General features: G+C 55.5%; 26 protein-coding genes and 2 tRNA genes. 22 read left to right on the forward strand and 6 right to left on the reverse strand.

The genetic code is table 11. The annotated features are described in order from the left end of the window. Positions 1 to 6 precede the first annotated feature (6 nt). From B088_RS02605 to B088_RS02650, 10 genes are all read left to right on the forward strand, one after another. Positions 7 to 804 (forward strand): type 2 periplasmic-binding domain-containing protein, encoded by a 798-nt coding sequence (locus B088_RS02605; RefSeq protein ID WP_018106850.1) that lies wholly within the window; start codon positions 7 to 9, stop codon positions 802 to 804. Positions 805 to 823: 19 nt separating this feature from the next. After that, positions 824 to 2,095 (forward strand): DEAD/DEAH box helicase, encoded by a 1,272-nt coding sequence (locus B088_RS02610; protein ID WP_018106851.1) that lies wholly within the window; start codon positions 824 to 826, stop codon positions 2,093 to 2,095. 6 nt (positions 2,096 to 2,101) lie between these two features. Beyond that, the gene (locus tag B088_RS02615; protein WP_018106852.1) at positions 2,102 to 3,115 is read left to right on the forward strand and encodes a DHH family phosphoesterase; all 1,014 of its coding nucleotides are present in this window, start codon (positions 2,102 to 2,104) and stop codon (positions 3,113 to 3,115) included. Then, positions 3,115 to 4,185: a bifunctional 3-deoxy-7-phosphoheptulonate synthase/chorismate mutase type II gene (locus tag B088_RS02620; RefSeq protein ID WP_018106853.1), complete on the forward strand. Its 1,071-nt coding sequence runs from the start codon at positions 3,115 to 3,117 to the stop codon at positions 4,183 to 4,185. Before B088_RS02615 ends, B088_RS02620 begins: the two co-directional genes overlap by 1 nt. Then, a complete protein-coding gene (gene folB / locus B088_RS02625) occupies positions 4,160 to 4,537 on the forward strand; it encodes a dihydroneopterin aldolase (RefSeq protein WP_018106854.1) in 378 nt (125 codons plus the stop codon). The genes B088_RS02620 and folB overlap by 26 nt, the downstream gene beginning before the upstream one ends. A gap of 2 nt (positions 4,538 to 4,539) precedes the next feature. Beyond that, entirely contained in the window at positions 4,540 to 5,523 is a 984-nt protein-coding gene (locus B088_RS02630; protein ID WP_018106855.1) for a glycosyltransferase family 2 protein, read from the forward strand. A 14-nt stretch (positions 5,524 to 5,537) separates the two neighbouring features. Then, a complete protein-coding gene (gene recF, locus B088_RS02635) occupies positions 5,538 to 6,656 on the forward strand; it encodes a DNA replication/repair protein RecF (protein ID WP_018106856.1) in 1,119 nt (372 codons plus the stop codon). A gap of 7 nt (positions 6,657 to 6,663) precedes the next feature. Further along, complete coding sequence (locus B088_RS02640) at positions 6,664 to 6,987, forward strand: hypothetical protein (RefSeq protein WP_018106857.1); 324 nt, start codon at positions 6,664 to 6,666, stop codon at positions 6,985 to 6,987. A 260-nt stretch (positions 6,988 to 7,247) separates the two neighbouring features. Next, complete coding sequence (locus tag B088_RS02645; RefSeq protein ID WP_018106858.1) at positions 7,248 to 8,141, forward strand: DMT family transporter; 894 nt, start codon at positions 7,248 to 7,250, stop codon at positions 8,139 to 8,141. Positions 8,142 to 8,200: 59 nt separating this feature from the next. Next, positions 8,201 to 11,158: a putative LPS assembly protein LptD gene (locus B088_RS02650; RefSeq protein ID WP_018106859.1), complete on the forward strand. Its 2,958-nt coding sequence runs from the start codon at positions 8,201 to 8,203 to the stop codon at positions 11,156 to 11,158. Positions 11,159 to 11,297: 139 nt separating this feature from the next. Here B088_RS02650 and B088_RS02655 read toward each other — a convergent pair. From B088_RS02655 to clpP, 5 genes are all read right to left on the reverse strand, one after another. Further along, positions 11,298 to 11,381: transfer RNA gene (locus B088_RS02655), tRNA-Leu, on the reverse strand. 21 nt (positions 11,382 to 11,402) lie between these two features. Then, positions 11,403 to 11,489, reverse strand: a tRNA-Leu gene (locus B088_RS02660). Between the two features lie 215 nt (positions 11,490 to 11,704). Continuing rightward, on the reverse strand, positions 11,705 to 12,688 hold the full coding sequence (gene dusB / locus B088_RS02665; protein ID WP_018106860.1) for a tRNA dihydrouridine synthase DusB: 984 nt from the start codon (positions 12,686 to 12,688) through the stop codon (positions 11,705 to 11,707). Beyond that, complete coding sequence (clpX, locus tag B088_RS02670) at positions 12,685 to 13,968, reverse strand: ATP-dependent Clp protease ATP-binding subunit ClpX (protein WP_025081882.1); 1,284 nt, start codon at positions 13,966 to 13,968, stop codon at positions 12,685 to 12,687. Before clpX ends, dusB begins: the two co-directional genes overlap by 4 nt. Positions 13,969 to 14,027: 59 nt before the next feature. Then, positions 14,028 to 14,726 (reverse strand): ATP-dependent Clp endopeptidase proteolytic subunit ClpP, encoded by a 699-nt coding sequence (gene clpP, locus B088_RS02675; protein WP_018106862.1) that lies wholly within the window; start codon positions 14,724 to 14,726, stop codon positions 14,028 to 14,030. A 252-nt stretch (positions 14,727 to 14,978) separates the two neighbouring features. On the opposite strand from clpP, the gene B088_RS02680 reads away from it, so the two are divergent. From B088_RS02680 to B088_RS02730, 11 genes are all read left to right on the forward strand, one after another. Beyond that, complete coding sequence (locus tag B088_RS02680; protein WP_018106863.1) at positions 14,979 to 15,461, forward strand: hypothetical protein; 483 nt, start codon at positions 14,979 to 14,981, stop codon at positions 15,459 to 15,461. A 6-nt stretch (positions 15,462 to 15,467) separates the two neighbouring features. Then, the gene (gene rsmI / locus B088_RS02685) at positions 15,468 to 16,175 is read left to right on the forward strand and encodes a 16S rRNA (cytidine(1402)-2'-O)-methyltransferase (protein WP_018106864.1); all 708 of its coding nucleotides are present in this window, start codon (positions 15,468 to 15,470) and stop codon (positions 16,173 to 16,175) included. Between the two features lie 64 nt (positions 16,176 to 16,239). Next, positions 16,240 to 17,130 (forward strand): Cbp1 family collagen-binding glycoprotein adhesin, encoded by an 891-nt coding sequence (locus B088_RS02690; RefSeq protein ID WP_018106865.1) that lies wholly within the window; start codon positions 16,240 to 16,242, stop codon positions 17,128 to 17,130. A gap of 108 nt (positions 17,131 to 17,238) precedes the next feature. Further along, positions 17,239 to 17,964 (forward strand): YjjG family noncanonical pyrimidine nucleotidase, encoded by a 726-nt coding sequence (locus B088_RS02695; RefSeq protein WP_018106866.1) that lies wholly within the window; start codon positions 17,239 to 17,241, stop codon positions 17,962 to 17,964. A 7-nt stretch (positions 17,965 to 17,971) separates the two neighbouring features. Then, on the forward strand, positions 17,972 to 18,736 hold the full coding sequence (locus B088_RS02700) for a glycoside hydrolase family 16 protein (RefSeq protein ID WP_050560112.1): 765 nt from the start codon (positions 17,972 to 17,974) through the stop codon (positions 18,734 to 18,736). 111 nt (positions 18,737 to 18,847) lie between these two features. Continuing rightward, a complete protein-coding gene (locus B088_RS02705) occupies positions 18,848 to 19,393 on the forward strand; it encodes a pyruvoyl-dependent arginine decarboxylase (protein WP_018106868.1) in 546 nt (181 codons plus the stop codon). 82 nt (positions 19,394 to 19,475) lie between these two features. Continuing rightward, positions 19,476 to 20,027, forward strand: a complete 552-nt coding sequence (locus tag B088_RS02710) for a nitroreductase family protein (protein WP_018106869.1) — start codon at positions 19,476 to 19,478, stop codon at positions 20,025 to 20,027. A gap of 5 nt (positions 20,028 to 20,032) precedes the next feature. Beyond that, the gene (locus B088_RS02715) at positions 20,033 to 20,848 is read left to right on the forward strand and encodes a Rossmann-like and DUF2520 domain-containing protein (RefSeq protein ID WP_025081879.1); all 816 of its coding nucleotides are present in this window, start codon (positions 20,033 to 20,035) and stop codon (positions 20,846 to 20,848) included. Continuing rightward, a complete protein-coding gene (locus tag B088_RS02720) occupies positions 20,845 to 21,369 on the forward strand; it encodes a KdsC family phosphatase (protein ID WP_018106871.1) in 525 nt (174 codons plus the stop codon). Before B088_RS02715 ends, B088_RS02720 begins: the two co-directional genes overlap by 4 nt. Positions 21,370 to 21,383: 14 nt before the next feature. Next, positions 21,384 to 21,950, forward strand: coding sequence for a Maf family protein (locus tag B088_RS02725; RefSeq protein ID WP_025081878.1), 567 nt, complete (start codon positions 21,384 to 21,386; stop codon positions 21,948 to 21,950). Between the two features lie 7 nt (positions 21,951 to 21,957). Then, entirely contained in the window at positions 21,958 to 22,152 is a 195-nt protein-coding gene (locus B088_RS02730) for a hypothetical protein (protein WP_018106873.1), read from the forward strand. 58 nt (positions 22,153 to 22,210) lie between these two features. Here the strand turns inward: B088_RS02730 and B088_RS02735 are convergent, their stop codons facing one another. Continuing rightward, positions 22,211 to 23,026 (reverse strand): hypothetical protein, encoded by an 816-nt coding sequence (locus B088_RS02735; RefSeq protein ID WP_018106874.1) that lies wholly within the window; start codon positions 23,024 to 23,026, stop codon positions 22,211 to 22,213. Between the two features lie 310 nt (positions 23,027 to 23,336). On the opposite strand from B088_RS02735, the gene B088_RS02740 reads away from it, so the two are divergent. Beyond that, positions 23,337 to 23,528: transposase family protein (locus B088_RS02740; protein ID WP_038973857.1), on the forward strand; the 192-nt coding region annotated here is incomplete at its 3' end.

A 23,528-nucleotide genomic window follows, 5' to 3' on the forward strand; every position in this document is an offset into this window, starting at 1 on the left:
CTGAGTATGAAGATCAGTAGATCCTATAGGGCCGTGATTGTGGGGCTGGTGGTGATCCTCGGAGTGCTCCTTGTCATACTCCTTCGACCCAGCTCGTCTCGTCAGGAGACTCTTGGTCCGATCGACCAGCAGGTGCAAGTCCCCACGGGGGACAGTCTTCATCCGCTACGGATAGCGGTGGTGATGGAGCCGGGGCTCTTTGAGATCGATGACGAGGGAGAGATCTCGGGGAGCCTACCTGCAGTAGCAGACAGGCTGCTAACCGGTATCAGCTATATCTGGGTGCCGGTGTCAGAGAAGAGCCTCGGGACAGATCTGCTGAGGGAGAAGAGGGTCGATATACTTGCGACTCAGCAAACCTTTACTGATCTCACGGAGAGCTCCGACCTCCTCACGACAGAGCCCATCAGTAGCTCCCACTATGCACTGATGAGCCTGCAGGATAGTCTCTCCTGGGGCGACGTGCTGAGTGGTCCCAGTCCGGTAGAGGTCTACTACTCTGCCGAGGATAAGGAGGCACGGCTGATCCTACAAAACCTCCACGATATCTCCTATACAGCCATCCGACCAAGCGAGATCGATCTACCTCCCCTGGAGATGATGCTGGAGATGGTAAAGGGGAAGATCTACTTCGCGGTAGTGAAGCATAACCTCGCCAAGGAGATGGCAGAGCGCTTCCCGCAGATCCGCGTGGTTACCGACATATCGCTGGAGGCTCCTCAGGTGTGGCTCCTCAGATCCGATGCAGAGAGCTTGAGAGACACCCTCAATCAGAGGATCCGCAAGACAGATACGACAGAATAACAGTACGTAAGATAGAAATATGACCAAGCAAGAGTCACAGATAGACTCCTTTTATGACTTTGGACTTCACCCCGATGTCGAGGATGCTGTGGATACGATGAACTACGGCAAGCCCTCGCCGGTACAGGCTGCGACGATCCCCCTTATCATGGACGGTGAGGATATCATCGCCTGTGCCCAGACCGGTACGGGCAAGACTGCTGCCTACCTCCTCCCGATCCTGAGCGAATTAGCTTACGGGGATTACCCAAAGGATCATGTCAACTGCGTCATTATGGCGCCGACGAGAGAGCTAGCACAGCAGATCGACCGGCAGATCGACGGCTTTGCTTACTACGTGAAGGTGAATGCTCAGCCGATCTACGGAGGGACCGACGGCATAGAGTACGAGCAGCAGCGCAGAGCGCTGGCCAAGGGTGCCGATATCATCGTTGCCACCCCCGGGCGTCTGCTGTCCCATATTGATATGAACTCAGTCGACCTCTCTCAGGTGAGTTTCTTCATCCTGGATGAGGCAGACCGGATGCTGGATATGGGCTTCTCGGAGGATATACTCAAGATCCAGTCCCTCTTGCCCAAGAAAGGCGTGCAGACCGTGATGTTCTCTGCCACCATGCCGGAGCAGATCCGGACCTTTGCCCGCAAGATTATGCGTCGGCCAAAGGAGGTCAATATCGCCATCTCACGTCCACCGGAGAGCATCAGCCAGTCCGCTTTTATAGTGTCCGATGACGACAAGCTGTCACTACTGGTATCGTTGCTCAATGAGAAACGGCCGGAGAGGTGCATCGTCTTCCTAGCAGCGAAGAAGCGGGTCAAGGAGGCGGCTCGCATGCTGCGCATGCAGGGGCACTCGGTCGAGCAGATGCACTCGGACCTGAGCCAAGAGGAGCGCAATGAGGTGATGCACCGCTTCCGGAACGGTCATGCCAGCGTCATCGTGGCTACCGATATCCTCTCGCGCGGTATCGACATTGATAATATTGAGCTGATCATCAACTTCGACGTGCCATCCGACCCGGAGGACTATGTCCACCGAATTGGTCGCACATCGCGCGGAGACAACTTGGGAGGCTCAGCGGTCACCTTTGTCTCCCCGTGGGATAAGGACTCATTTGCCAGGATAGAGAAGTTCCTCGGCTACAAGCTCAAGCGACCGGACTTTCCGGCAGACTTTAAGCCCGGTAAGCCCCGCTCCTCAGGGGATAGAGGACGAAGTCGCTCCGGCAGACGAGGAGGATCCCCTCGTGGTCGAGACGGCAGAAGATCCGGTAACCGACCTAAGAAATAAGACGATATGAAGATAGACTTTGCTAAAGAAGACCTCGCCAAGCTACAGGACTTCCTCTCCGTACCACGCCGTATCACACTCTTGGGGCATGTCTCACCGGATGGTGACGCCGTTGGCTCCACCCTCGGCTTTGCCTCACTCCTTCGGACACTGGGACACGCTGCCACGGTGGTCTACCCGACGGCTTACTCAGATAGCTTTGCCTTCCTTCCCGGAGCATCGGAGGCACTGATTGCTAAGGATAAGCCAGACGAGGCTCTCCGGGCGATACGTGAGGCGGAGGGGCTCTTTTGCCTTGACTTCAATGAGACGAAGCGTGTTGAGCAACTGAGCGCCCCGCTGGAAGAGTCTGATGCACTCAAGCTTCTGATCGATCACCATCCCTGCCCCTCCGACTTTGCAGACCTCTCTTTCTCCTATCCCGACAGATCCTCCACTTGCCTGATTGTCTATGAGCTGATCCGAGCGATGGGATGGAGAGACCGGCTGTCCACTGAGGCAGCCACTGCTATATACACCGGTATGATGACGGACACGGGAAACTTTGCCTACAACTCTGAGGACCCCGAGATCTATCAGGTCATCTCCGAGCTGCTTGAGATAGGGGTGCGGAAGGATGCCGTCTACGACGCAATCAATAGGAGCTTTACCATCGATAAGCTGCGTCTTACAGCGCACTTGATGGCTGATAAGCTCACCATTTTCCCTCAGTACAAGACTGCGATCATCACCCTGAGTATGGCTGATAAGGGAAAGTACAATTACCAGACCGGGGACGTGGAGGGGCTTGTGAACGATCCCCTTGCAGCTAAGGACATCGAGTTCTCGATCTTGATCCACGAGATGCCGAAGTACACCAAGATCTCCATGCGGAGCAAGGGAAGCTTTGCCGTAAACGAATTTGCTTCTAAATTCTTCAACGGCGGTGGGCATACCAATGCGGCAGGGGCTGAAGTCTGCGACACCCTATCCAATACTTACAAGTTAGTCGAGACAGCAGTACGAATACTCCATCCCTGATGCTCTCTTCACTCTTCCCCGGGGAGACACTGCCTAATGGCGATCTCCCGATCATCGCCGGACCCTGCAGCATTGAGTCTCAGGAGCAGATCTATGAGACCATGCGCCGACTAAAGGAGTGCGGGATCGGGATGGTTCGTGCCGGCGCTTGGAAGCCTCGGACACGACCGGGTGCCTTCGAGGGCGTTGGGGAGATCGGACTACGCTGGATGCGCGAGGCTGCTGACGAGCTGGGACTCAAAGTGGGGACTGAGGTTTGCCTACCGGAGCATGCACGGATAGCAATTAGGTATAAGTGCGACTTCGTCTGGCTCGGTGCCCGCACTACCGGATCCCCCTTCGTGGTGGAGGAGATAGCAAAAGTCCTCGACAGCAGCGACCTGACCGTACTTGTCAAGAATCCCATAGCACCTGACTTCCAGCTGTGGCAAGGGGCAGTCGAGCGACTACAGCACCATCACTTGACAAGTATAGGACTGATCTTGAGAGGTTTCACCACTGTGGCGAGTGGTCTCCTCCGTAACGATCCCTTGTGGGAGGCGGTAGATCGCTTTAAGTCTCACAATCCGGAGCTCCCGATCCTCTGTGACCCGAGTCACATCTCTGGAGACCGTCGTCTACTGAGAGAGATCGTTGAGGAGGCGTTGCGTAGAGACTACGATGGGCTCTTCATCGAGAGTCACTACCACCCGGAGACGGCCCAGACAGACGCAGCTCAGCAGATCATCCCGGAGGAGATAAGCACTCTCCTTCACGGCGAGTCCACCCATGGTGACTGCGCCCTTACCGCCTACAGGGAGCAGGTAGATAAGGTCGACAGTGACCTCATCCATCTCCTCTCTATGAGATCCGAATTGACCACAGAGATAGGCGCGTGGAAGGAAAACCACCACCTACCCGCACTACAGTCCGCTCGGCTTGAGAGCATGATCCATCACCACAGGCGTCAGGCAGAGCTCTACGGGATCTCGCCTGATCTGGTGGAGGATCTCTTCCGCATCATCCACGACTACTCACTTACCGATCAGATCAAGCGACTAAAGAATGAAAATCACTCAGACAAGGATTGATCTCACTAACCTCCTCTTCCGTGCCGGTCATGGTGTGGAGGAGAGGGAAAAAGTGGCAGGTAATACCTACTGCGTCTCGCTCTCTGTCTGGCCTACAGAGCACTCCGCCATGATGAGTGACAACGTGGGAGAGACGATTAGCTACGCCGATCTCTACGATCTGGTACGACGTGTGATGATAGAGGAGCGTCCCTCTGACCTCTTAGAGCATGTGGCCTATAGGATCCTGCAAGAGCTGGAGACTGCGCCACTCTCAATCAATCGGGCCTCCATCTCGATCACCAAGGTTCAGCCCCCGATCAAGGGTTTCCGTGGGGATGGAGCTACCTTCTCTGCCGAAGCGACCTTCTGACAATGCCTCGCGTCTCCATTGTCATCCCGGTGTACAATACTTCTCGATTTCTCGAGGAGTGCATTAGAAGTGTCCTGCATCAGGACTTCTCTGACTGGCAGGTCATCCTCGTCGATGATGGCTCCACCGATGACAGTGGGACGATCTGTGACCAATATGCGGCGACCGATCCTCGGATAGAGGTGCTGCACCAGCCCAATCAGGGGCTGAGCGTTGCGCGAAATAATGGTCTGGCAAGAACTCAGGGGGAGTTTGTCCTCTTCTTAGACAGCGACGACTTCTGGCTACGGCAGGATACGCTCACCACGCTTTTTGACGCTATGGATAGCCATCCGAAGTGCGACTTTATCGGGTTCAATTGGGTCTACTATTTCTCTAAGGAAAGGCAGAGTCGCTGGACGGACTTCGGCAACTACGTCCCGGAGGTAGTCAGTGGTGAGGAGGCGCTGAGGAGCATCCTCCGGTCAGGAGACACCCCAATGAGTGCCTGCATCAAGATTCTCCGCCGAGACTTCCTCATCAAGAGTGAGCTATCCTTCATCCCGGGGATCACCTCAGAGGACATCCCGTGGTTTATGCGCCTTCTCTGTCATGCAGAGGGCTGTCTTTTCCTCCACGACTACCTCTATGGCTACCGACAGGAGGTGGACGGCTCGATCACGAGGGAGTACTCCCCGGGACGCTTCCACGACCTCGTCTTCATCATTGAGGACGGGCTCCGGCTCGCTGACAGCCAGCCTTCGCCTGGGATGAGAGAGGCACTCCTCTCCTTCTACGCCACAGAGTACTGCATCCTGCTCAGCCATATGGATGTACTCACTAAGGAGGAAAGGCAGAGCATAGAGCCCTGGATGCGGAAGCACCAGTACCTCCTAAGTTACGACCAAAGCCCAAAGGTGCGACTCGCTAACCGAGCTTGGAGACTCACCGGACTGAAGGGTCTCGAGATGCTCCTTCGTCTCCGTAATACGCTGATCCGTCAGTAATAGCACTTCACGAGATGATCCTGAAACACCTTTCGCTCACCAACTTCAAGAATATCGAGAGCTGCGACCTGACCTTCTCCGATAAGCTCAATTGCATCATCGGCAACAACGGCATGGGGAAGACAAACCTCATGGACAGCATCTACTACCTCTCCTTCACCAAGTCGCACCTCCATGTGCCTGACCAGATGGTGATCCGGAAGGGGGAGACCTACGCCATACTTCAAGGCGGCTACCGAGTGGATGAGGACGAGGTGGCGATCAATATCGGCATCACCACGGAGAAGCCCAAGGTGATCAAGCGGAATCGCAAGCGCTACGACCGCATCACCGATCACATAGGGCAACTACCGGTCGTGATGATCGCTCCGTCCGACATAGACCTGATACGAGGCGGCAGCGTGGAGCGGCGAAAATTCATGAACCAGCTCATCTCCCAGGAGTCCAATCCCTACCTCACATCAGTGATGCACTACGACAAACTCCTCGGGCAGCGTAATGCACTCCTAAAGAATAAAGGTTTCCTCGACCTCCCTACCCTTAGTATCCTGGATCACCAGATGGCCGGCGAGGCTGAGACAATCGTCAGGCACAGAGCCGAGTGGACTGAGCGGATGAAGCCTATCTTCCTCTCCTACTACAGCTACATCACTGAGTCGAGAGACTCGGTAGACATCCGGTATCAGCCTTCACTCACGACAGACCACCTTCCCTCTGCCGAGGACTTCATGGAGGCGTGGCAGGCGACCCGACAGGCGGATCTCTACATGGGCTATACCACTGTCGGTCCCCACAAGGACGACCTGGAGATGCTCCTGGAGGAGACGCTGATCCGGAAGATCGGCTCCCAGGGTCAGTGCAAGAGCTATATGATCGCACTCAAGTTTGCACAATTCAAGATCCTCTCCACACTCTACCCTAGTAATAGTCCGATCCTGCTACTGGACGATGTCTTCGACAAGCTTGACGAGGAGCGAGTCGATAGGATCGTCCACCTCGTGGCCGGGGAGGACTTCGGGCAGATCTTTATGACCGATACCAATAGGAAATACCTAGATCAGATCATCGCCCAGGTGCCGGACACAGAGTATACCATCGTCCGGGTGGAGGACGGGGTCTCTACAGTACTCTGAGAGGGTTATGCGCATCTATAGGTCGGAGACACTGGGTAAGATACTGCAGGAGATGAGAGAGGGGAATAAGCCCTCCCTCTTCACCGACCTAGAGCGACACCGAGCATTCCTCGAGCAGTGGCAGTCTCTGCCGGGGATCAGGCTCCGACGGATCCGACCTGTCTTTACCTTCGACGAGAGCAAGTCCACCATAATCATCCACTGCTCCTCCAGTGTAGCACTTAATCTCCTTCGCCGAGAGCGCCCCACCATTGAGCAGCACTTCCGACCGCTGATGGATCGGTACAAGCTCGACACCCTCTCGATAATACTCCAGGACAGCGGCCAATAGTAACGAGAGACCATCCATACAAGTCTCTATTACTCAGATCGCAACTTATCATTGGGGCAGGATAAGCAAGGCTTATGAGAGGATAGAAAGCACCCCAACCCTCTGACGTAATTCTATTAGCTTTTACAGATATTAGTAACGACTAATATACCTATAAAAGGTTACGTGCTGATTCTGATCCGATTGCCCGACAACGACTGACTCCTTGGCGCTCTTTGTAGCGGAAATGAGCTACCTTTGCGACCAAATAAGCATATCGAATGACAGAGATCGCAAAAAAAAGACACCAGACAGCAGAGGGCTACACTGCCGCCCTTCTCTCAGCTTTTACATTCGGACTCATCCCTCTCTTCAGCGTCCCACTCCTCGCAGATGGAATGCCCACCTCTACGGTCCTTATGTACCGCTTCCTCTTTGCCACCTTGGCGATGAGCATATACGTTTTGGTCCGTAAGTCATCCCTCCGCATCACGAGACAGCAGTTCGTCTGGCTACTTCTCCTCAGCTTCCTCTACTTTGCCACGGCACACCTGCTCCTCACCGGATACGAGTTTATCTCCTCCGGTATGGCCACGGTACTCCACTTCACATATCCTATATTCGTCGCCCTCCTTATGCTGCTGATCTTCCACGTCCGGCTCAGCAAGAGAGGCATGATGGCAATCATGGCAGCCGTGGCCGGGGTCTCTCTCGTCAGCGGGGTCACCTCCTCAGAGCCCATCAATCCCGAGGGACCTGCTCTGGTGATCACAAGTGGATTCCTATACGCCGTCTACATCATCACGGTCAATAAGAGTGTGGCCCGGACGCTGAGCCACGAGGCGCTTACCTTCTACATCCTGCTGATCACCACTATTTTCCTATCCCTCTACTGCATTGCGGACGACAAGATGGTGCTACCTGCCTCGGCGATGGACTGGACCAACTTAGTGCTGCTGGGTGTCCTATCCACCACGATCTCCAATATCACGCTGGTCAAGGCAATAGATCTCATAGGCTCCACACCGACTGCGGTGATGGGTGCGCTGGAGCCTATGACGGCAGTGATGGTTGGGGTGATTGCCTTTGGCGAAGTGCTGACACCTATCCGCATCCTCGGGATACTGATGATCCTCGTGGCAGTGGTGCTTCTGACCACAGATAAGAGCAAGTAAAATAGTACCTTTGCTCGAAGCTGTCACAGAAGGGACGACGGGCTCACTATTAGGACTGCATGAAGGCTAACGGTCACCACTTTCTCTCCTATCCTTACCGCACGTGGATCACACTGTCGATCCTCGTGGGACTTCTCGTTACCGGGTGTGGTGTCCACCGGCGGAGCATCACCCCTGAGGAGGTGGCAAAGGTGGCGGCAGCGAGAGACTCCCTCCCGGTGAGGGAGGAGACCCCTAAGGTAGCCACCGACTCCATACCCTCTGACTCCCTCGAGACAGTAACGGCACTGAGGGACAGCCTCGACCGTACGACAGAGTCAGCCGACTCTATCCTGAGAGAAAAGCAGAGCGAAGAGATCGGAGATACCATCCCAACAGACAGTCTCCAGAGGGATAGTGTCGTGCCGGACAGTCTGCTGAGTGAGCTCAAGGCCCCGATGGACTTCACCTCCAATGACTCCATTGCGATCTACCCCAAGCGCAATATCGTGCGTATGTACGGCGAGGGGACGATCAATTATGGAGACAATAAGATTACGGGAGACTTCATGGAGATGAAGACCGACTCGGGGACCATCTTCTCTACCTACATCGACTATCCCGACTCCCTCCAGAAGGAGCGACACTACGCCAAGATCACCACAGGTCAGGACGAGTACGAGGCGAAGTCGATGCGGTACAACGTGAAGACGCAGCGTGGTTACATCACCGACGTGATCACGAAGCAGGGCGAGGGATATGTGGTGGCTCAGAAGACCAAGCGTATGGAGAACTCTGACCTCTACATGAAGGACGGCAAGTACTCCACCTGCGAAAACCACGAGCACCCCCACTACTACATCGCCATGACGGAGGCTAAGGTCCGCCCCGCCAAGGATCTGGTCTCCGGGCCGGTCTACCTTGTCGTGGCTGACGTGCCGCTGCCGATAGGCTTGCCCTTCGCTTTCTTTCCCTTCACCACCAAGCGCTCATCCGGACTCCTTATGCCGACCTACGGAGAGGAGGGCGACCGAGGATTTTACCTACGCAACGGCGGATATTACCTGGCACTCAATGACCATGTAGACCTCGAGCTGACAGGAGATCTCTACACCAAGGGCTCGTGGGGGCTTACTGGACGATCCACCTACCGCCGGCGTTACCGGCACAGCGGATCTGTCAACGCCTCCTACCTCAAGACGAAGCGCGGTGACCGCATCGCCGGGGATTACTCCGAGAGCACAGACTTCCGAATCGCCTGGTCCCACCAGCAAGACCCTAAGGCGGATCCCTACAGGACCTTCTCTGCCAACGTCAATTTCTCCACCTCGTCCTACAACCACAATGACCTCAATGCGCTCTACAATCAGGCGATGATGGGTCAGAATACGAAGAGCTCCTCGATCAGCTTCTCCAGAAGGTTCCCCAATAGTCCCTGGTCCATCACCGGATCAGTCGACATCACGCAACGCTCTCAGGACAGTACGGTGGCGGTGACACTGCCCAACCTCTCCTGGTCGGCAAGCAGGATCTTCCCCTTTAAGCGAAAAAAGGCTGTCGGCAAGGAGCGCTGGTACGAGAAGATTTCCCTCTCCTACTCCGGTCAGCTGCGCAACTCGATCACCACAAAGGAGAATGAGCTCTTCAAGAAGAATATCATCAAGGACTGGCGCAATGGCGTCAACCACTCCATCCCGGTGAGCGCCTCCTTTGACCTCTTCAATTACTTCAAGGTCACACCATCCGTGAGCTACAATGAGCGATGGTACAGCTCCCGGGTGACCCAAGCCTACGATCCCGAGAAGGACAAAATCGTTCCCGTGGATACCACTTATGGCTTCAATCGAGTGTATGACTTCCGCGCATCTCTGGCTCTCTCGACGACCGTCTACGGATTTTTCAAGCCCATGTCCTGGGTTCCGTGGGCGGGGAAGAATGTAGAGATGATCCGTCACCGCATGGAGCCCTCGATCTCGCTCAATTACCAGCCAGACTTCGCCGACCCGAAGTTTGGCTACTGGGAGCATCTGCAGTACATCAGTCGCGACGGTCGACAGCTGGATAGGTGGTACAGTCCCTACGACGGGCAGCTATTCGGCGTCCCGGGTCGTGGGAAGAGCGGTAGCGTCAGTCTCTCCGTGAGCAACAACGTAGAGGCAAAGCTGGCAGCTAAGAGCGACAGTGTCCAGGCTCGGAAGATCAGTCTGATCGATAACCTCTCCTTCTCCACCTCCTACAACTTTGCCGCCGACTCCTTCAGGTGGAGTGACTTCCAGGCCAATATTGCCCTCCGCTTTACTAAGGACTTCACCCTGAGGCTGGGTGGCTCCTTTGACCCATACATCTGGGACTACTATGAGTATGACGGCAAGGTAGTCCCCTATCGTGTCGACAAGCTCCGCATCGCTGCGGGGAAAGGGATCGGCTGGTTCCGCGGTACATCCACAAGCTTCTCCTATAACCTCAATCCGACAACTCTCAGAGAATTACTGGGTAAGGTAGGACTAAGGCGTAAGGACGAGAAGGAGGGAGATGATGACTCCGACAACTCCACCGGTACCGAGCAGCGCCCACGAGGAGGATCCGGCAACTCTCCGGATGCCGGTAGCGGAGGCTCACTCTTCACCTCCGGACAGAGCGACCTCGAGTACGATGCCTACGGCTACAGTAAGAATGTGATCGACTGGAATCTGGGCTTCAATTACAGCCTCACCATGGGTCAGGGCCCCTTCGATCCGAAGATCCGCGAGTTCACCTACAAGTTCTCTCAGGATCTCAGCTTCAATGGAAACCTCAGTGTGACGAAGAATTGGCACTTCAACTTCTCCGCCAACTACAATTTCCAGCTGAATAAGATCACCAATATGTCGTGCAACCTACAGCGCGACCTCCACTGCTGGTCAATGCGTGCCAGCTTCATCCCCGTAGGGCCCTATAAGTCCTACAACTTCTCCATTGCCGTCGATGCGTCTCTCCTCCAGGATCTGAAGTATCAGGAGAGCAGCCATCCCCAGCGGACCAATCCCTGGTATTACTGATCCGACACCACGTCGCTTAAGATCGGGAGGCAACCCCCTCACTGCCCTACAAGAACCATCGCATAGACAAAAGCATATCCCACTCTGATGAGTAGGATATGCCTTGATCTTAACTAACTAAACCGTCTTAACAAAAGAGTGCGCAGGAAGAGAGTCGAACTCTCACCCACATACGTGGACTACCCCCTCAAAGTAGCGCGTCTACCAATTCCGCCACCTGCGCATTACGGTCTGACACCGCTCTTGGTGCCCAAGACAGGAATCGAACCTGCACGACATTGCTATCACTAGTACCTGAAACTAGCGCGTCTACCAATTCCGCCACTTGGGCGATTGTAGCACTATCGGCTTCTGTCAGACCTACGGGTCTGCCTTCCGACCCTGTTCTTTCCGTTTTGTGAATGCAAAGGTAAGAAGACTTTCCGTTTTTTCCAATACCATCCCGGTCCCAATTTGCATTCCCTAGCTAACGAAATCCACATCAGCCTAAAAGTCAATCATTAACCCATCGAAATTAAATGAGCGACGACACACCTCGATGTGTCGTCAGTCGGGGATTCGGGTGATGGCATCATCGAGCAGGGCAAAGAGCTCGGTTTTTGTCTGAGCACGCAGGATCGCCACACGCTGCTGCTTGAAGTCCGGGATGCCCTTTAGTAAAGGCGTGATCGCAAGGTGGCGTCGCATATGGATGATCCCTCGCAGCTCGTCTCCGATGCGCTCGATATTCTCCTCGGTGAGTTGCTTGAGGCAGTCGAGGTACCACTCCTTGGAGTGCTGCGGCTTAGGCTCGCCGTGGCGCATCGCCCGGATCTCCTCAAAGACCCACGGCTGACCGATCGCACCGCGACCCACCATGACGGCATCGACACCAGTCTCCTCAAATCGCCGGTGAGCCGTCTCGCCATCCGTCACATCCCCATTGCCGATGATCGGGATGGTGATGCGCGGATCTGCCTTCACCGCCCGGATCAGGGACCAGTCCGCATCCCCCTTGTACATCTGTGAGCGGGTGCGTCCGTGGATCGTCAGGGCGGCTATGCCACAGTCCTGCAGCTTAGGTGCGAGGTCGGTGATGATGAGGTCGTTCTTGTCCCAGCCGAGGCGTGTCTTCACCGTCACCGGCAGGGAGACCGCCTCCACGACCGCCCGGGTGATCTCGAGGAGCCGGGGCACATCGCGCAGGAGACCTGAGCCGGCACCCTTGCCTGCCACCTTCTTTACCGGGCAGCCGAAGTTAATGTCGATCAGGTCCGGTCCGGCGTCCGCAGCGATCCTAGCTGCCTCCGCCATCGTCTCCGCATCACGTCCGTAGATCTGTATCGCCACCGGTCGCTCGTCGTCGTAGAGCTCCATCTTGCGCATCGTGCTGGGTATGTCCCGCACGATCGCATCCGCATTGACAAACTCCGAGTAGACCAGAGCTGCCCCCATACGGTGACACATCCGGCGGAAGGGGTGATCAGTCACATCCTCCATCGGTGCCAGCACCACCGGGCGCTCTCCTACGTCTATCGTCCCGATCCTCACGCCTCTGTCGCTATGCTCTCCAGATCGGTGGCACGGAAGTGCTCCCGGGCGTAGTCCAGGGTGAGGTGAAAGGTCCGCTTGCGCGTGGAGGGTAGCTCAAACATCGCATCGGTCATGATGCCCTCGAAGATACTCCTCAGACCACGAGCTCCAACGCCGAAGTCAACTGCCTTCTGCACAATAAAGTCATACACCTCGTCATCAATAGTCAGCTTGATGCCGTCCATGGCAAAGAGCTTGGTGTACTGCTTGGCGATCGCATTCTTCGGCTCCGTCAGGATCTGCCTCAGTGCCTCAGGGCTCAGGGGTGTAAGGTAGGTGAGTATCGGGAGACGCCCGATAAGCTCGGGGATCAGCCCATAGCTCCGGAGGTCAGCCGGGGTGACGTACTTCAGCAGGTCATCTCCTTGCTCCCGCTTCTTCCCCCGTGTGGCGCTGGCATAGCCGACGGTGTGGGTATTCATCCGCTGTGCGATCTTCCGCTCAATACCCTCGAAGGCACCACCGCATATATAGAGGATATTCTCCGTATTCACCACGACCATCTCGGCATCGGGGTGCTTGCGTCCTCCCTTGGGCGGGACATTGACATCCTCGCCCTCGAGGAGCTTCAGGAGCCCCTGCTGGACACCCTCACCACCCACATCCCGGGTGATGGAGGGGTTGTCGCTCTTGCGGGCAAGCTTGTCGATCTCGTCGATGAAGACGATCCCGCGCTCAGCCAGCTTGACATCGTAGTCGGCCGCCTGCAGGAGTCGCGTCAGGATGCTCTCAATGTCCTCGCCGACGTAGCCTGCCTGAGTAAAGACAGTTGCATCCACGATGGTAAAGGGGACCTTGAGCATCCGTGCGATGGTGCGGGCAAGGAGCGTCTTACCGGTGCCGGTGGGCCCGACGACGATCATATTACTCTTGTCGAGCTCCACCTCATCCAGTTCCTTGTCATCCACCCGAGCCTCCTCACCATTACCGAGGATACCCCGGCTGTAGAGCCGCTTGTAGTGGTTGTACACCGCCACGGCAAGGCTTCGCTTGGCAGCCTCCTGACCGATCACATACTTATCCAGATAGTCGACGATCTCGGTAGGCTTAGGGAGCTTGTCGAAGGTGGGCGCTGTGTACTTCTCATGCACCGCATCCGTCTTCTGAGACGCCTGGAGCGCCTTGTAGACCGCCTCGGCACACTCGTTGCAGAGGTAGCCGACGGGTCCGCGCGCCACGAAGTCGACCATACTCTCCGGTCGACCGCAGACGCTGCAGAAGTGCTCGTCGCCAAACATCCAGTCGTCGTCACCTCCCAGGTCAGTCTCCTTAGAAGTCGGTTTCTTACGCTTTGCCATTACTTCTGCTCCTTAGCCTTAGTGAGTACCTTATCCACGAGTCCGTACTCCATTGCCTCCTTAGCACGAAGCCAGTGGTCGCGGTCGGAGTCCTTCTCGATCTGCTCGACCGTCTGACCGGTATGCTTGGCGAGGATCTCGTAGAGCTCCTGCTTCACCTTCAGGATCTCGCGAACCGTGATCTCCATATCGGAGGCCTGACCCTGAGCACCACCGAGCGGCTGATGGATCATCACGCGAGAGTGCGGGAGGGCAAAGCGCTTCCCCTTAGTCCCCGCCACGAGGATGATCGATGCCATGCTGGCAGCCATGCCGGTGGCGATGGTGCTGACGTTGCAGTCGATGTACTGCATCGTATCGTAGATCCCGTAGCCGGCATAGACCGATCCGCCGGGGCTATTGATGTAGATGGAGATGTCCTTGCCCGGGTCGCTCGACTCGAGGAAGAGGAGCTGCGCCTGGATTACATTGGCGACATAGTCATCGATGGCGGAGCCGAGGAAGATGATCCGGTCCATCATCAGACGGCTGAAGACGTCCATCTGGGCGATATTTAGCTGTCGCTCCTCAATGATTGTGGGGTTAACGTAGCCTCGGGAGGCTTCGGAATTAAACTTCGTATACTGATCCAGCGCCAGCGAGTTCATCCCAAGGTGCTTCGTGGCGTATCTCTGAAATTCGTCTGAGTAATTGCTCATAATGTAGTCGTATAAATTGATTGCCAAGAAGAGTATGGCAAAAACCAAGCCAAGACACTCATCGGCACAACAAAGATACGAAAAAGTGCCCCCCTCATTTTCGGTCCCCTTTAGACATTTCTCTATTACCGGTAATAGGTAACTCTATTACCGGTAATAGTGCTCACTAATACCGGTAAAAGAATCATCGTAGTCCGGGTGCCCATTTTTGGTACCTTTGTGAGAGAAATAAATGACTCAGTAACGATCGCCATGAGTGAAGTAAATGGTAATGGAGCCCGGCTGGTAGAGCGTATCGATCAGCTGATACAAGAGCTGACCGAGATACGCGATGAGGTGACGGCTCTCTCAGAGTCCTCATCCGAGACGCCCGTCGCTCCCACTATGGAGGAGGTAACAGAGGAGACTACGTCCCAGGAGATCGACGAGACGCCCATAGTCGTGGATGAGGAGCTGGAAGAGAAGGTGCCGGAGCTAACTCTGGAGACAGCCTTTGAGCCGATGGTCGACTTCCACACCGCCGGACAGCTGTCGGTGGCGGACTCCTTCTTCTTTGCCAATGAGCTCTTCGGCGGCAATCGTCCCGAGCTCAATAGAGTACTCGGCGAGGTCGACCGACTGAGCTCCGTCTCTCAGATGCGGCACTACCTCACAGAGACCCTTGATCTGAATGTAGAGTCAGATGAGGGGAAGCGCTTCTACGACTTTGTCCTCTCCTGCTCTACCCGCCGTTAGTCTGTCATGAGCACGCCGCTGACCATCATCCCCACTCCGGTGGGCAATCTCGAGGACATGACCTACAGGGCAGTCCGTCTCCTCCGGGAGGCGGATCTGATCCTGGCGGAGGACACCCGCACATCGGCGACCCTGCTGCGAGAGTATGGCATCGAGACACCGATGATCAGCTACCATATATTCAATGAGCATAAGATCGTCGAGCGGGTGACGGAGGAGATCTCTCAGGGGCGGCGGGTGTGCCTCATCTCCGATGCCGGCACACCGGGCATCTCTGACCCCGGGTTTCTCCTCGTCCGCTCCTGTGTGGAGGCGGGCATCGAGGTGAGCTGCCTGCCGGGAGCCACAGCAGTGATTCCTGCCGTAGTCGCCTCAGGACTGCCGTGCGATCGCTTTGTCTTCGAGGGCTTTTTGCCACACAAGAAGGGACGCCTCACCAGACTGCGGGCACTCGAGCAGCGGGAGGAGACTACGATATTCTACGAGGCTCCTACACGTATCGTCAGGCTGCTCGAGGAGATCGGTGAGCTATATGGCGATACTCGGCGCGTCGTACTCGCTCGAGAGATCTCCAAGCGGTACGAGGAGTACCTACGGGGAATCCCGTCCGAGTTACTGCAACACTTTGCCACTGAGGATCCTAAGGGGGAGATGGTCCTGGTGGTGGAGGGGTTGCCGAAGGGGGAGAAGGTGCACAAGAATAAATTTCGATAATTTTGTAGCGGAGTTCAATAGTGATCTCCGAGATAGAAACTAAGTAAGAAAACAATAGAAGAGTATGATCAGATCATTTGTCAAGACCATAGCAGGGGTCTCTGTGGCTCTCTCGCTTATGGTGGTCGGCTGTACCGGCAATAAGGGATCCAGCTACGATAAGCTGAAGACCAGCTATGACTCGCTGCTCATGCAGAGTGACAAGAATCAGGCTGATCTCAATGAAGCCATCGGCATCATCAACGAGGTGGAGAGCAATCTCAGTCAGATCGCAGATGCCGAGCACCGCGTGCAGGCAGATGCCCTCAAGGGCGAGCTCAATCAGTCTCAGAAGCAGCAAATCATGGATGAGATCTCGCTGCTCCGTCAGACCCTGCAGGAGAATAAGCAAAACCTTGCCCAGCAGCAGGAGAAGCTCAAGCGCAGCGGTATCAATATCGCTGCACTTAATAAGAAGATCGACCTCCTCAGCAGTCAGATCGCAGAGAAGGACCAGATGATCCAGTCTCTCCAGGCTGACCTCGAGAGTGCGAGGGGTATGATCGCCCGTCAGGACAGTCTCATCACTGAGCAGACCGAGAAGGGTGCCGTAAATGAGGCAACCATCGCGATCCAGAATAAGAAGCTCCAGGCTCAGGATGCAGCTCTCCATCAGGCTTACTACTGCTTCGGCACACTCAGCGAGCTGAAAGAGGAGAATATCATCAAGGGTGGTGGTCTCTTCTCTAAGGCAAAGGTACTTCCCGAGGGCTTCAATCAGGACTACTTCAAGCAGGTCGATACCCGCGACCTGACGACGATCGCGCTCTTTGCCGCTAAGGCACACCTGCGCACTCAGCACCCTGCCTCCTCGTACCACTTCGAGAAGGACGCAGATGGCAATCAGACGCTTGTCATCGACAATCAGCAGGAGTTCTGGAGCCTAAGCAAGTATCTCGTCGTGGAGGTGGAGTGATCTCCGACCTTTAGATTTTATCTGATATCTATTTTGAGACGAGGCGAGGAGCATTCTTTTTCCTTACCTCGTCTCTTGTTTTTCTAAGTAAACAAAGCCCCCTTATCTATGATCGTTAAGACGGTGCTGATCGACCTCGATGATACCCTCTGGGCGACGACCCGCAATAATCAGTCTGCCCTGCGTGAGGTGTATGAGGCACGCGAGTGGAGCCGGTGGATCGACTCCTTCGAGACCCTGCGAGATGTCTATCAGCCTATCAACGACCACCTCTGGCATCTCTATCGTATCGGTGAGATCACGAAGCCGGAGCTTACCGTGAGACGCTTCAAGGAGCCTCTTGAGCACTTTATGGGACCTCTCGATGAGTCTCTCATAGATGAGATAAATACACAATTCCTATCGCTTACCGCAACGAAGAAGGAGACGATCCCCGGTGCCATCGAGCTGCTGCAGGAGCTGCGTCGTCGCTATCGGATTGTGATCCTATCCAATGGCTTCATGGAGGTGCAGCACCGCAAGATGACCGCAGCGGGCATCCTACCCTACGTGGACTGCATCGTGCTGAGCGAGATGGCGGGGATCAATAAGCCAAGCAAGGCGATCTTTGACTACGCTCTCTCCCGCTCCCGGTCACGACGGTCGGAGACGGTGATGATCGGTGACGACTGGGAGTCAGACATACAGGGGGCAGACAATGCCGGACTGCCTGCGATATGGTTTAACCTCCGAGGCCAGGCTCGCCCGGACGAACCCCTTCGCGTACCACTCTATGAGGTGAGCGAACTGTCCGAGATACCGTCCCTGCTGAGGAGTTTTACTCCATTTGCTTGACAAGGATATGAATAGATTTTTACTTACACTCTTTTCCTCAATCTTCGCAGTCGGTGTCTGCATAGGACAGGAGGGCTACCAGCTCGTTTGGGAGGAGGACTTCGTGTCGGAGACCCCGGACAGTACGCTGTGGAGTATGGTGCCGGCGCAGCCGTACGACTGGGCTCGCCACATGACATCTGAGCATCCCGAGCTCATCGAGATCTCGGATGGCACACTGAAGCTCAGGGCCGACTACGACCGGTCCGCAGGAACCTACGTAACCGCCGGGCTGTGGGGTAAGGGCAAGCAGGAGATCCGGCTGGGACGCATCGATGTGCGTGCGCGATTCGATAGCGGTCAGGGATTCTGGCCTGCCATCTGGATGCTGGGCTATTCTCCTGAGGTGTCGTGGCCGCACAATGGCGAGATCGATATTATGGAGCATCTCAATCAAGACTCCATCGTCTACCAGACGGTACACACTGCCCATACGGCAAGCTCTAACCCCGATGGCGCAGGGAGCGGCAGCGTTATGTCGATCGATCCCGACGAATATAACATCTATAGCGTGGTGATAGAGAGCGACAGGATCATGCTCTTAGTTAATGATCAACTCTGTCACACTTATGTCAGGGAACAGGGTGACGAAGAGCAGTTTCGGTATCCCCTTTACCTTATCCTCTCAGCTCAGATGGGGGGATCCTGGGTAGGCGAACCGGTACCGCCGGCGCATCCCCTCACGCTGGAGATAGACTACATCCGCCACTACATGCCCCTGAGCGCTGAGTAAGGTGGTCTCTGTGGGAAGACGGTACAAAATAGTACCTTTGTTGTGGTTCGAGCCGATCGGTTCGGACGACTACGTTTGGCAATTAGAACTATTAGGATAATAAAGAAAGACATGAGTAAGCTCGTTGGAAATCTGATCCCTCGCACCTTCTTCATCACAAAGGGCAGCGGGGAGTCTGACCTGGAGATGCATGCCGGGTCTTATCACATGGCCCTGCATGATGCCGGGATTTGTGACTTCAATATCATGACCTACTCGTCTGTCATCCCAGCCACGGCAGTCCTCACCACGATGGATGAGATCGACCTGCCTCCCTTTGGGTCCGAGATGAAGACGATCATGGCGGTGTCTCACGGCACACAGGACGAGTTTGTCTCCGCCGGGGTGGTTTACTCGTGGATGTACAGCGACGAGAACTTTGACCATAAGGTGGGAGGTCTCGTCTGCGAGGTGAGTGGTCGCTACCTGATCGAGGAGCTGGAGAGCCGTCTCACTCGCGTGATTACCGATCTGCACGACAAGACCTACTCGCAGTACTTCCTCGGAGAGCTCAATTTCGTCACTGAGGGCATCACGATCGAGAAGCGGTATGGCACGGCTCTCGCCGGGCTCTGCTTCATCGACTTCGAGCAGCCGGAGATCAAGGAGGCTAAGTAACTATCTGAATGAGTAATGGATCGAGACTGTCGGGACTTTGCAAGGAGTATCGGCGGGCTCGGTCTTTTGATACATACCTGATATGTCGTACTTCAATCAACTGGCACAGCGCCGCCACAGCATACGCAAGTATAGCTCCGAGGAGATCGACCCTGATCTCCTGACCGATATCGTGGAGTGTGCACTCCAGGCACCCACCTCGAGGAATAGTCAGAGTGTCCGACTGATAGTCGTGGACGATCCCGAGACGATCCGGTCGCTGAGTGGCATAAGGGAGCATGGCTCCGCTTTCGTGGCAGGTGCTTCGGTGGTGATCGCCGTCTGTGCTGATACCTCCGTGACACGTCGTCCTCTCGCAGATACGGCAATAGCAGCATCGTACCTCCAGCTGGCAGCCACCTCCAACAACCTCGCCAGCTGCTGGTGCCACGTGGAGGATACGCCCGGTGCTGTCGACGAGACGGCTCAGGAGACTGTACACAAGCTGCTGGATCTGCCGGAGTCCTACCTCTGCCACTGCCTCATCGCCCTCGGGATCCCCGAGGATGCCGATCAACTGGAGCCGGTGGAGCGCACTCTGCCGTGGGAGCACGTCTACGTCGGGCGTTACTCGACAGGAGAGGAGAAAGAGTAACTGCGGTGACTACACCCCAAGAGCCCCACACCTTTGCGATCATGGGAAGCGGCAATGTCGCCTCTCATCTCGCCCCCTCGCTTACTCGAGTCGGCTGGCGCTGTCGAGCTGTGTGGAGCCGCTCGGAAGAGCATGCCGCTGAGCTGGCATCTACAGTAGGAGCCGAGAGCACCTCCGACTGTGCTTATTTCTATCGCCTTCTGCAGGAAGATCCCTCAGTAGAGCTACTCCTACTATGCCTTACTGACGATGGTCTGTCGGATGTGGCAAAGAAACTCCCACCAAAGCTCACGGCTACAGTGGTCCATACCTCCGGTAGTACTCCGATGAGCGTCCTCTCCAGGATCCCTTCGTATGGGGTTCTCTACCCAGTGCAGACCTTCTCCAAGTCGAGGGCACTGGATATGTCTCAGGTTCCCCTACTCTTAGAGTGGAGCGACCCGGAGGCAGAGAGTCTCCTTCGGGCGCTCGCCGATGCGCTCGGAAGCGAGGATGTGCGCCAAGTGACCTCAGAGGAGCGCGGAAGGCTCCACCTGGCGGCCTGCTTCGGCTGCAACTTTGTCAATCACCTGCTGGCTGTGGCGCAGGATCTACTCCGAGAGACACCGCTATCCCTCAGCGATATGAGTCCACTCATCGAGGAGACGATCTCCAAGGCGATGGCGTCAGACGATCCCGCCACACTACAGACCGGTCCGGCAATTCGGCACGATGAGTCCACACTACAGAGACATCAGGCTCTCCTAAATGGGGATCCCCGTCTGACCGCAATCTATCAACTGATGACCCAATCCATCCAAGAGAGAGCAGAGAAATCATGAGCAAATTTTCCCAAGACCTGTCCGGCTTCAAGGCGGTCGTCTTCGATATCGATGGCGTCCTCTCCGGGAGGACTGTAGCGATGAATGATCGGGGCGAACTGATCCGCACCACGAATGTCCACGACGGCTATGCTATGAGACTGGCCTCACGTGCAGGCATCATCCTGGGCATCATCACCGGAGGACATGGCGATGAGATCCGAAATCGCTTTGAGCCCATAGGTGTTAAGTACATCTACGAGCGGTGTCACCGTAAGGCTGAGAAGCTTATGGAGCTCTGTCTGACCGCTCAGATAGAGCCGTCTGAAGTGATCTACTGTGGCGATGACCTGATCGACATCCCTGCGATGCGTCTGGCGGGCTACAGTGTCGCGCCGTCCGATGCTGCGGAGGACGTGCTGATGGTGGCGGATCACGTCTGCGCCGTCGCCGGCGGTCAAGGCGTGGCGCGAGAAGTGCTGGAGGAGATGCTTCGTGCTCGGGGGGAATGGGGCATCGTCACGGACCTACCCACCTTCTGACTCCCTACCGACGCATGAGACATCTGATACTTGGATCGGCCTCTCCGAGGCGCAGGGAGCTCCTGCAGCGCTTAGGCATCGAGGACCTGGAGATCCGTCCCGCCAATGTCGATGAGCCTCATCCTGAGGAGGTGGCTCCTGAGGATATGGCCCTCTTCCTTGCTCGGCATAAGTCTGACGCTCTGATCCCCGGGCTGTCGGATGGAGATCTCCTCCTCACAGCTGATACAGTGGTTCTGCTGGATGACGAGATACTCGATAAGCCGGTCTCTGAGGAGGATGCGCGAGACCACCTCCGCCGCCTCTCCGGCAGATCTCACTGCGTGATCACCGGGCTGGTGCTTACGGACGGCACGCAGACGATAGAGCGAAGCGTGGAGACTGAGGTCTTCTTTGCCCCGCTGACTGAGGACGACATCACCTACTACATCCGCCACTGCCACGTCATGGATAAGGCGGGTGGCTACGGCATCCAGGACTGGATCGGACTCGCCGCCGTTGAGCGGATCAATGGATCATATACTAATGTGATGGGACTGCCTACGGCTGAGGTCTACAGCGCACTGTCCCACTTCTTATAATACCATCATGGGAAAAATCTACAACGCACTGACCGCTCTCTTCATGCTCCTCGCTGTGGGAGCTGTCGTCATCTACTTCGCCATGCCGCAGGACAAGACCTGGTTCTTCATCGTCGGCGGCGTGGCCATCGTCCTCCGCCTCGGGCAGTATATCTGGAAGCTGATGCATCCGGTCCGGCGGAGGAGGTCATCTGACTTCTAAGACAAAAAACACCCGTCTCTCCGTATGAGAGGCGGGTGTTTTATTGTCGGATATGCGCTTAGTGCTTACCGATACAGAAGAGGATATGCTCTATCTCCTTATCCATAACCGGTACCGGGAGGCAGTAGTACCTTGAGAATGCGGGATTGAGCGCCACAAGGTACATGCTCTTCACCTCGATGCCATACCCTGCCCGGAGGATGTGCCGGTAGAGGTTTTGCTGCAGACAGCCGATCACGTACGGTGTACTGTATAGGTGCTCCAGCCCATTGAGACCGGGCGAGTGGGGATTGTAAGTATTGGGCACAAAGTCGTAGCCGTCTTCCTTGCCCATCCTGCGACTCCGCTTCCAGTCGAAGAGGACAAAGTCCCCATTGTAGTCCTGCGCCAGCAGGTCGAGCGTCCCGGCGAGATTGTACTCCCGCTCAAAGATCTGCCACTCCGTGCGGTAGGGCGTGGGTCGAACCTCGTCAAAAAACTGCTCAAAGGCCCTCATCTCACTCTCGATCGAGAGATGCTGCTTACTATTGTCCTCCAGCGTGATATCAAAGAAGTGCTCGACCGGTTGCTTGAGGAGACTACGCTCGATCTGCTCGTGCATGAAAGTCCCCAGGTGACGCGCCAGAAGCCCATTATGCTCCCACAGATCCAGCTGCTGCCGGACAGTCGTCCCGAGGGTGCGGGACTTATACTCCGCCCAAGAGCGGACATCAAATGCGGGGAAGAAGGAGGAGATGAGATTGGTCACCGAGTGGAGCTTCTCCCCTGTGTCTGCGTAGGTGTACTCGTGGCAGTCGGGGTCGAAGAGTATTTTTTCATCCTTTGGAGAGGCGTTGAGTGTATTAAAGTCCGCAGGGTAGTTTCTTTCAATCATATTGTCTCGCTGATATGGGTCTCTGGTAGAGTCGAAAAAGGGATTCGACCGGCTTACCCTCCAGGCAAATTTAAGATTATTACCACTCACTGCCAAGCCCTTTGACATTTTATCACCAGGAGCCTATTCGGTAGGCGCACCACATCTACCCCAGCAGGGCTGACGTTTTTGGATTTGCCTCAGGTCTTCCTGAGCAAAAACGAGAAAATTATCTGAAAATCAGGGCATTAAGCTTGCACAGTCTGAGAATTATTCGTACCTTTATACCTGATAATCAATCGTTTGTCTCTCTTTTTAAGCGTTATTAGGTATGAATAATTTGCTCTCGGTCATCTCGCTTATTCCTGAGTTCAGGAAAGGAAATCATCTGGTTTATCCCATTGATTACCTTTTGCTTGTGGCTTTTTGCACAATGATGTGCAACCAAACTTCGTGGCATGCGATGGAGGACTATGCCGAGATCCATCAGAAGGACTTGAGGAAACTCTATTTCAAGATTTCG

Source organism: Porphyromonas bennonis DSM 23058 = JCM 16335, from assembly GCF_000375645.1.
Classification (GTDB): Bacteria; Bacteroidota; Bacteroidia; order Bacteroidales; family Porphyromonadaceae; genus Porphyromonas_A; species Porphyromonas_A bennonis.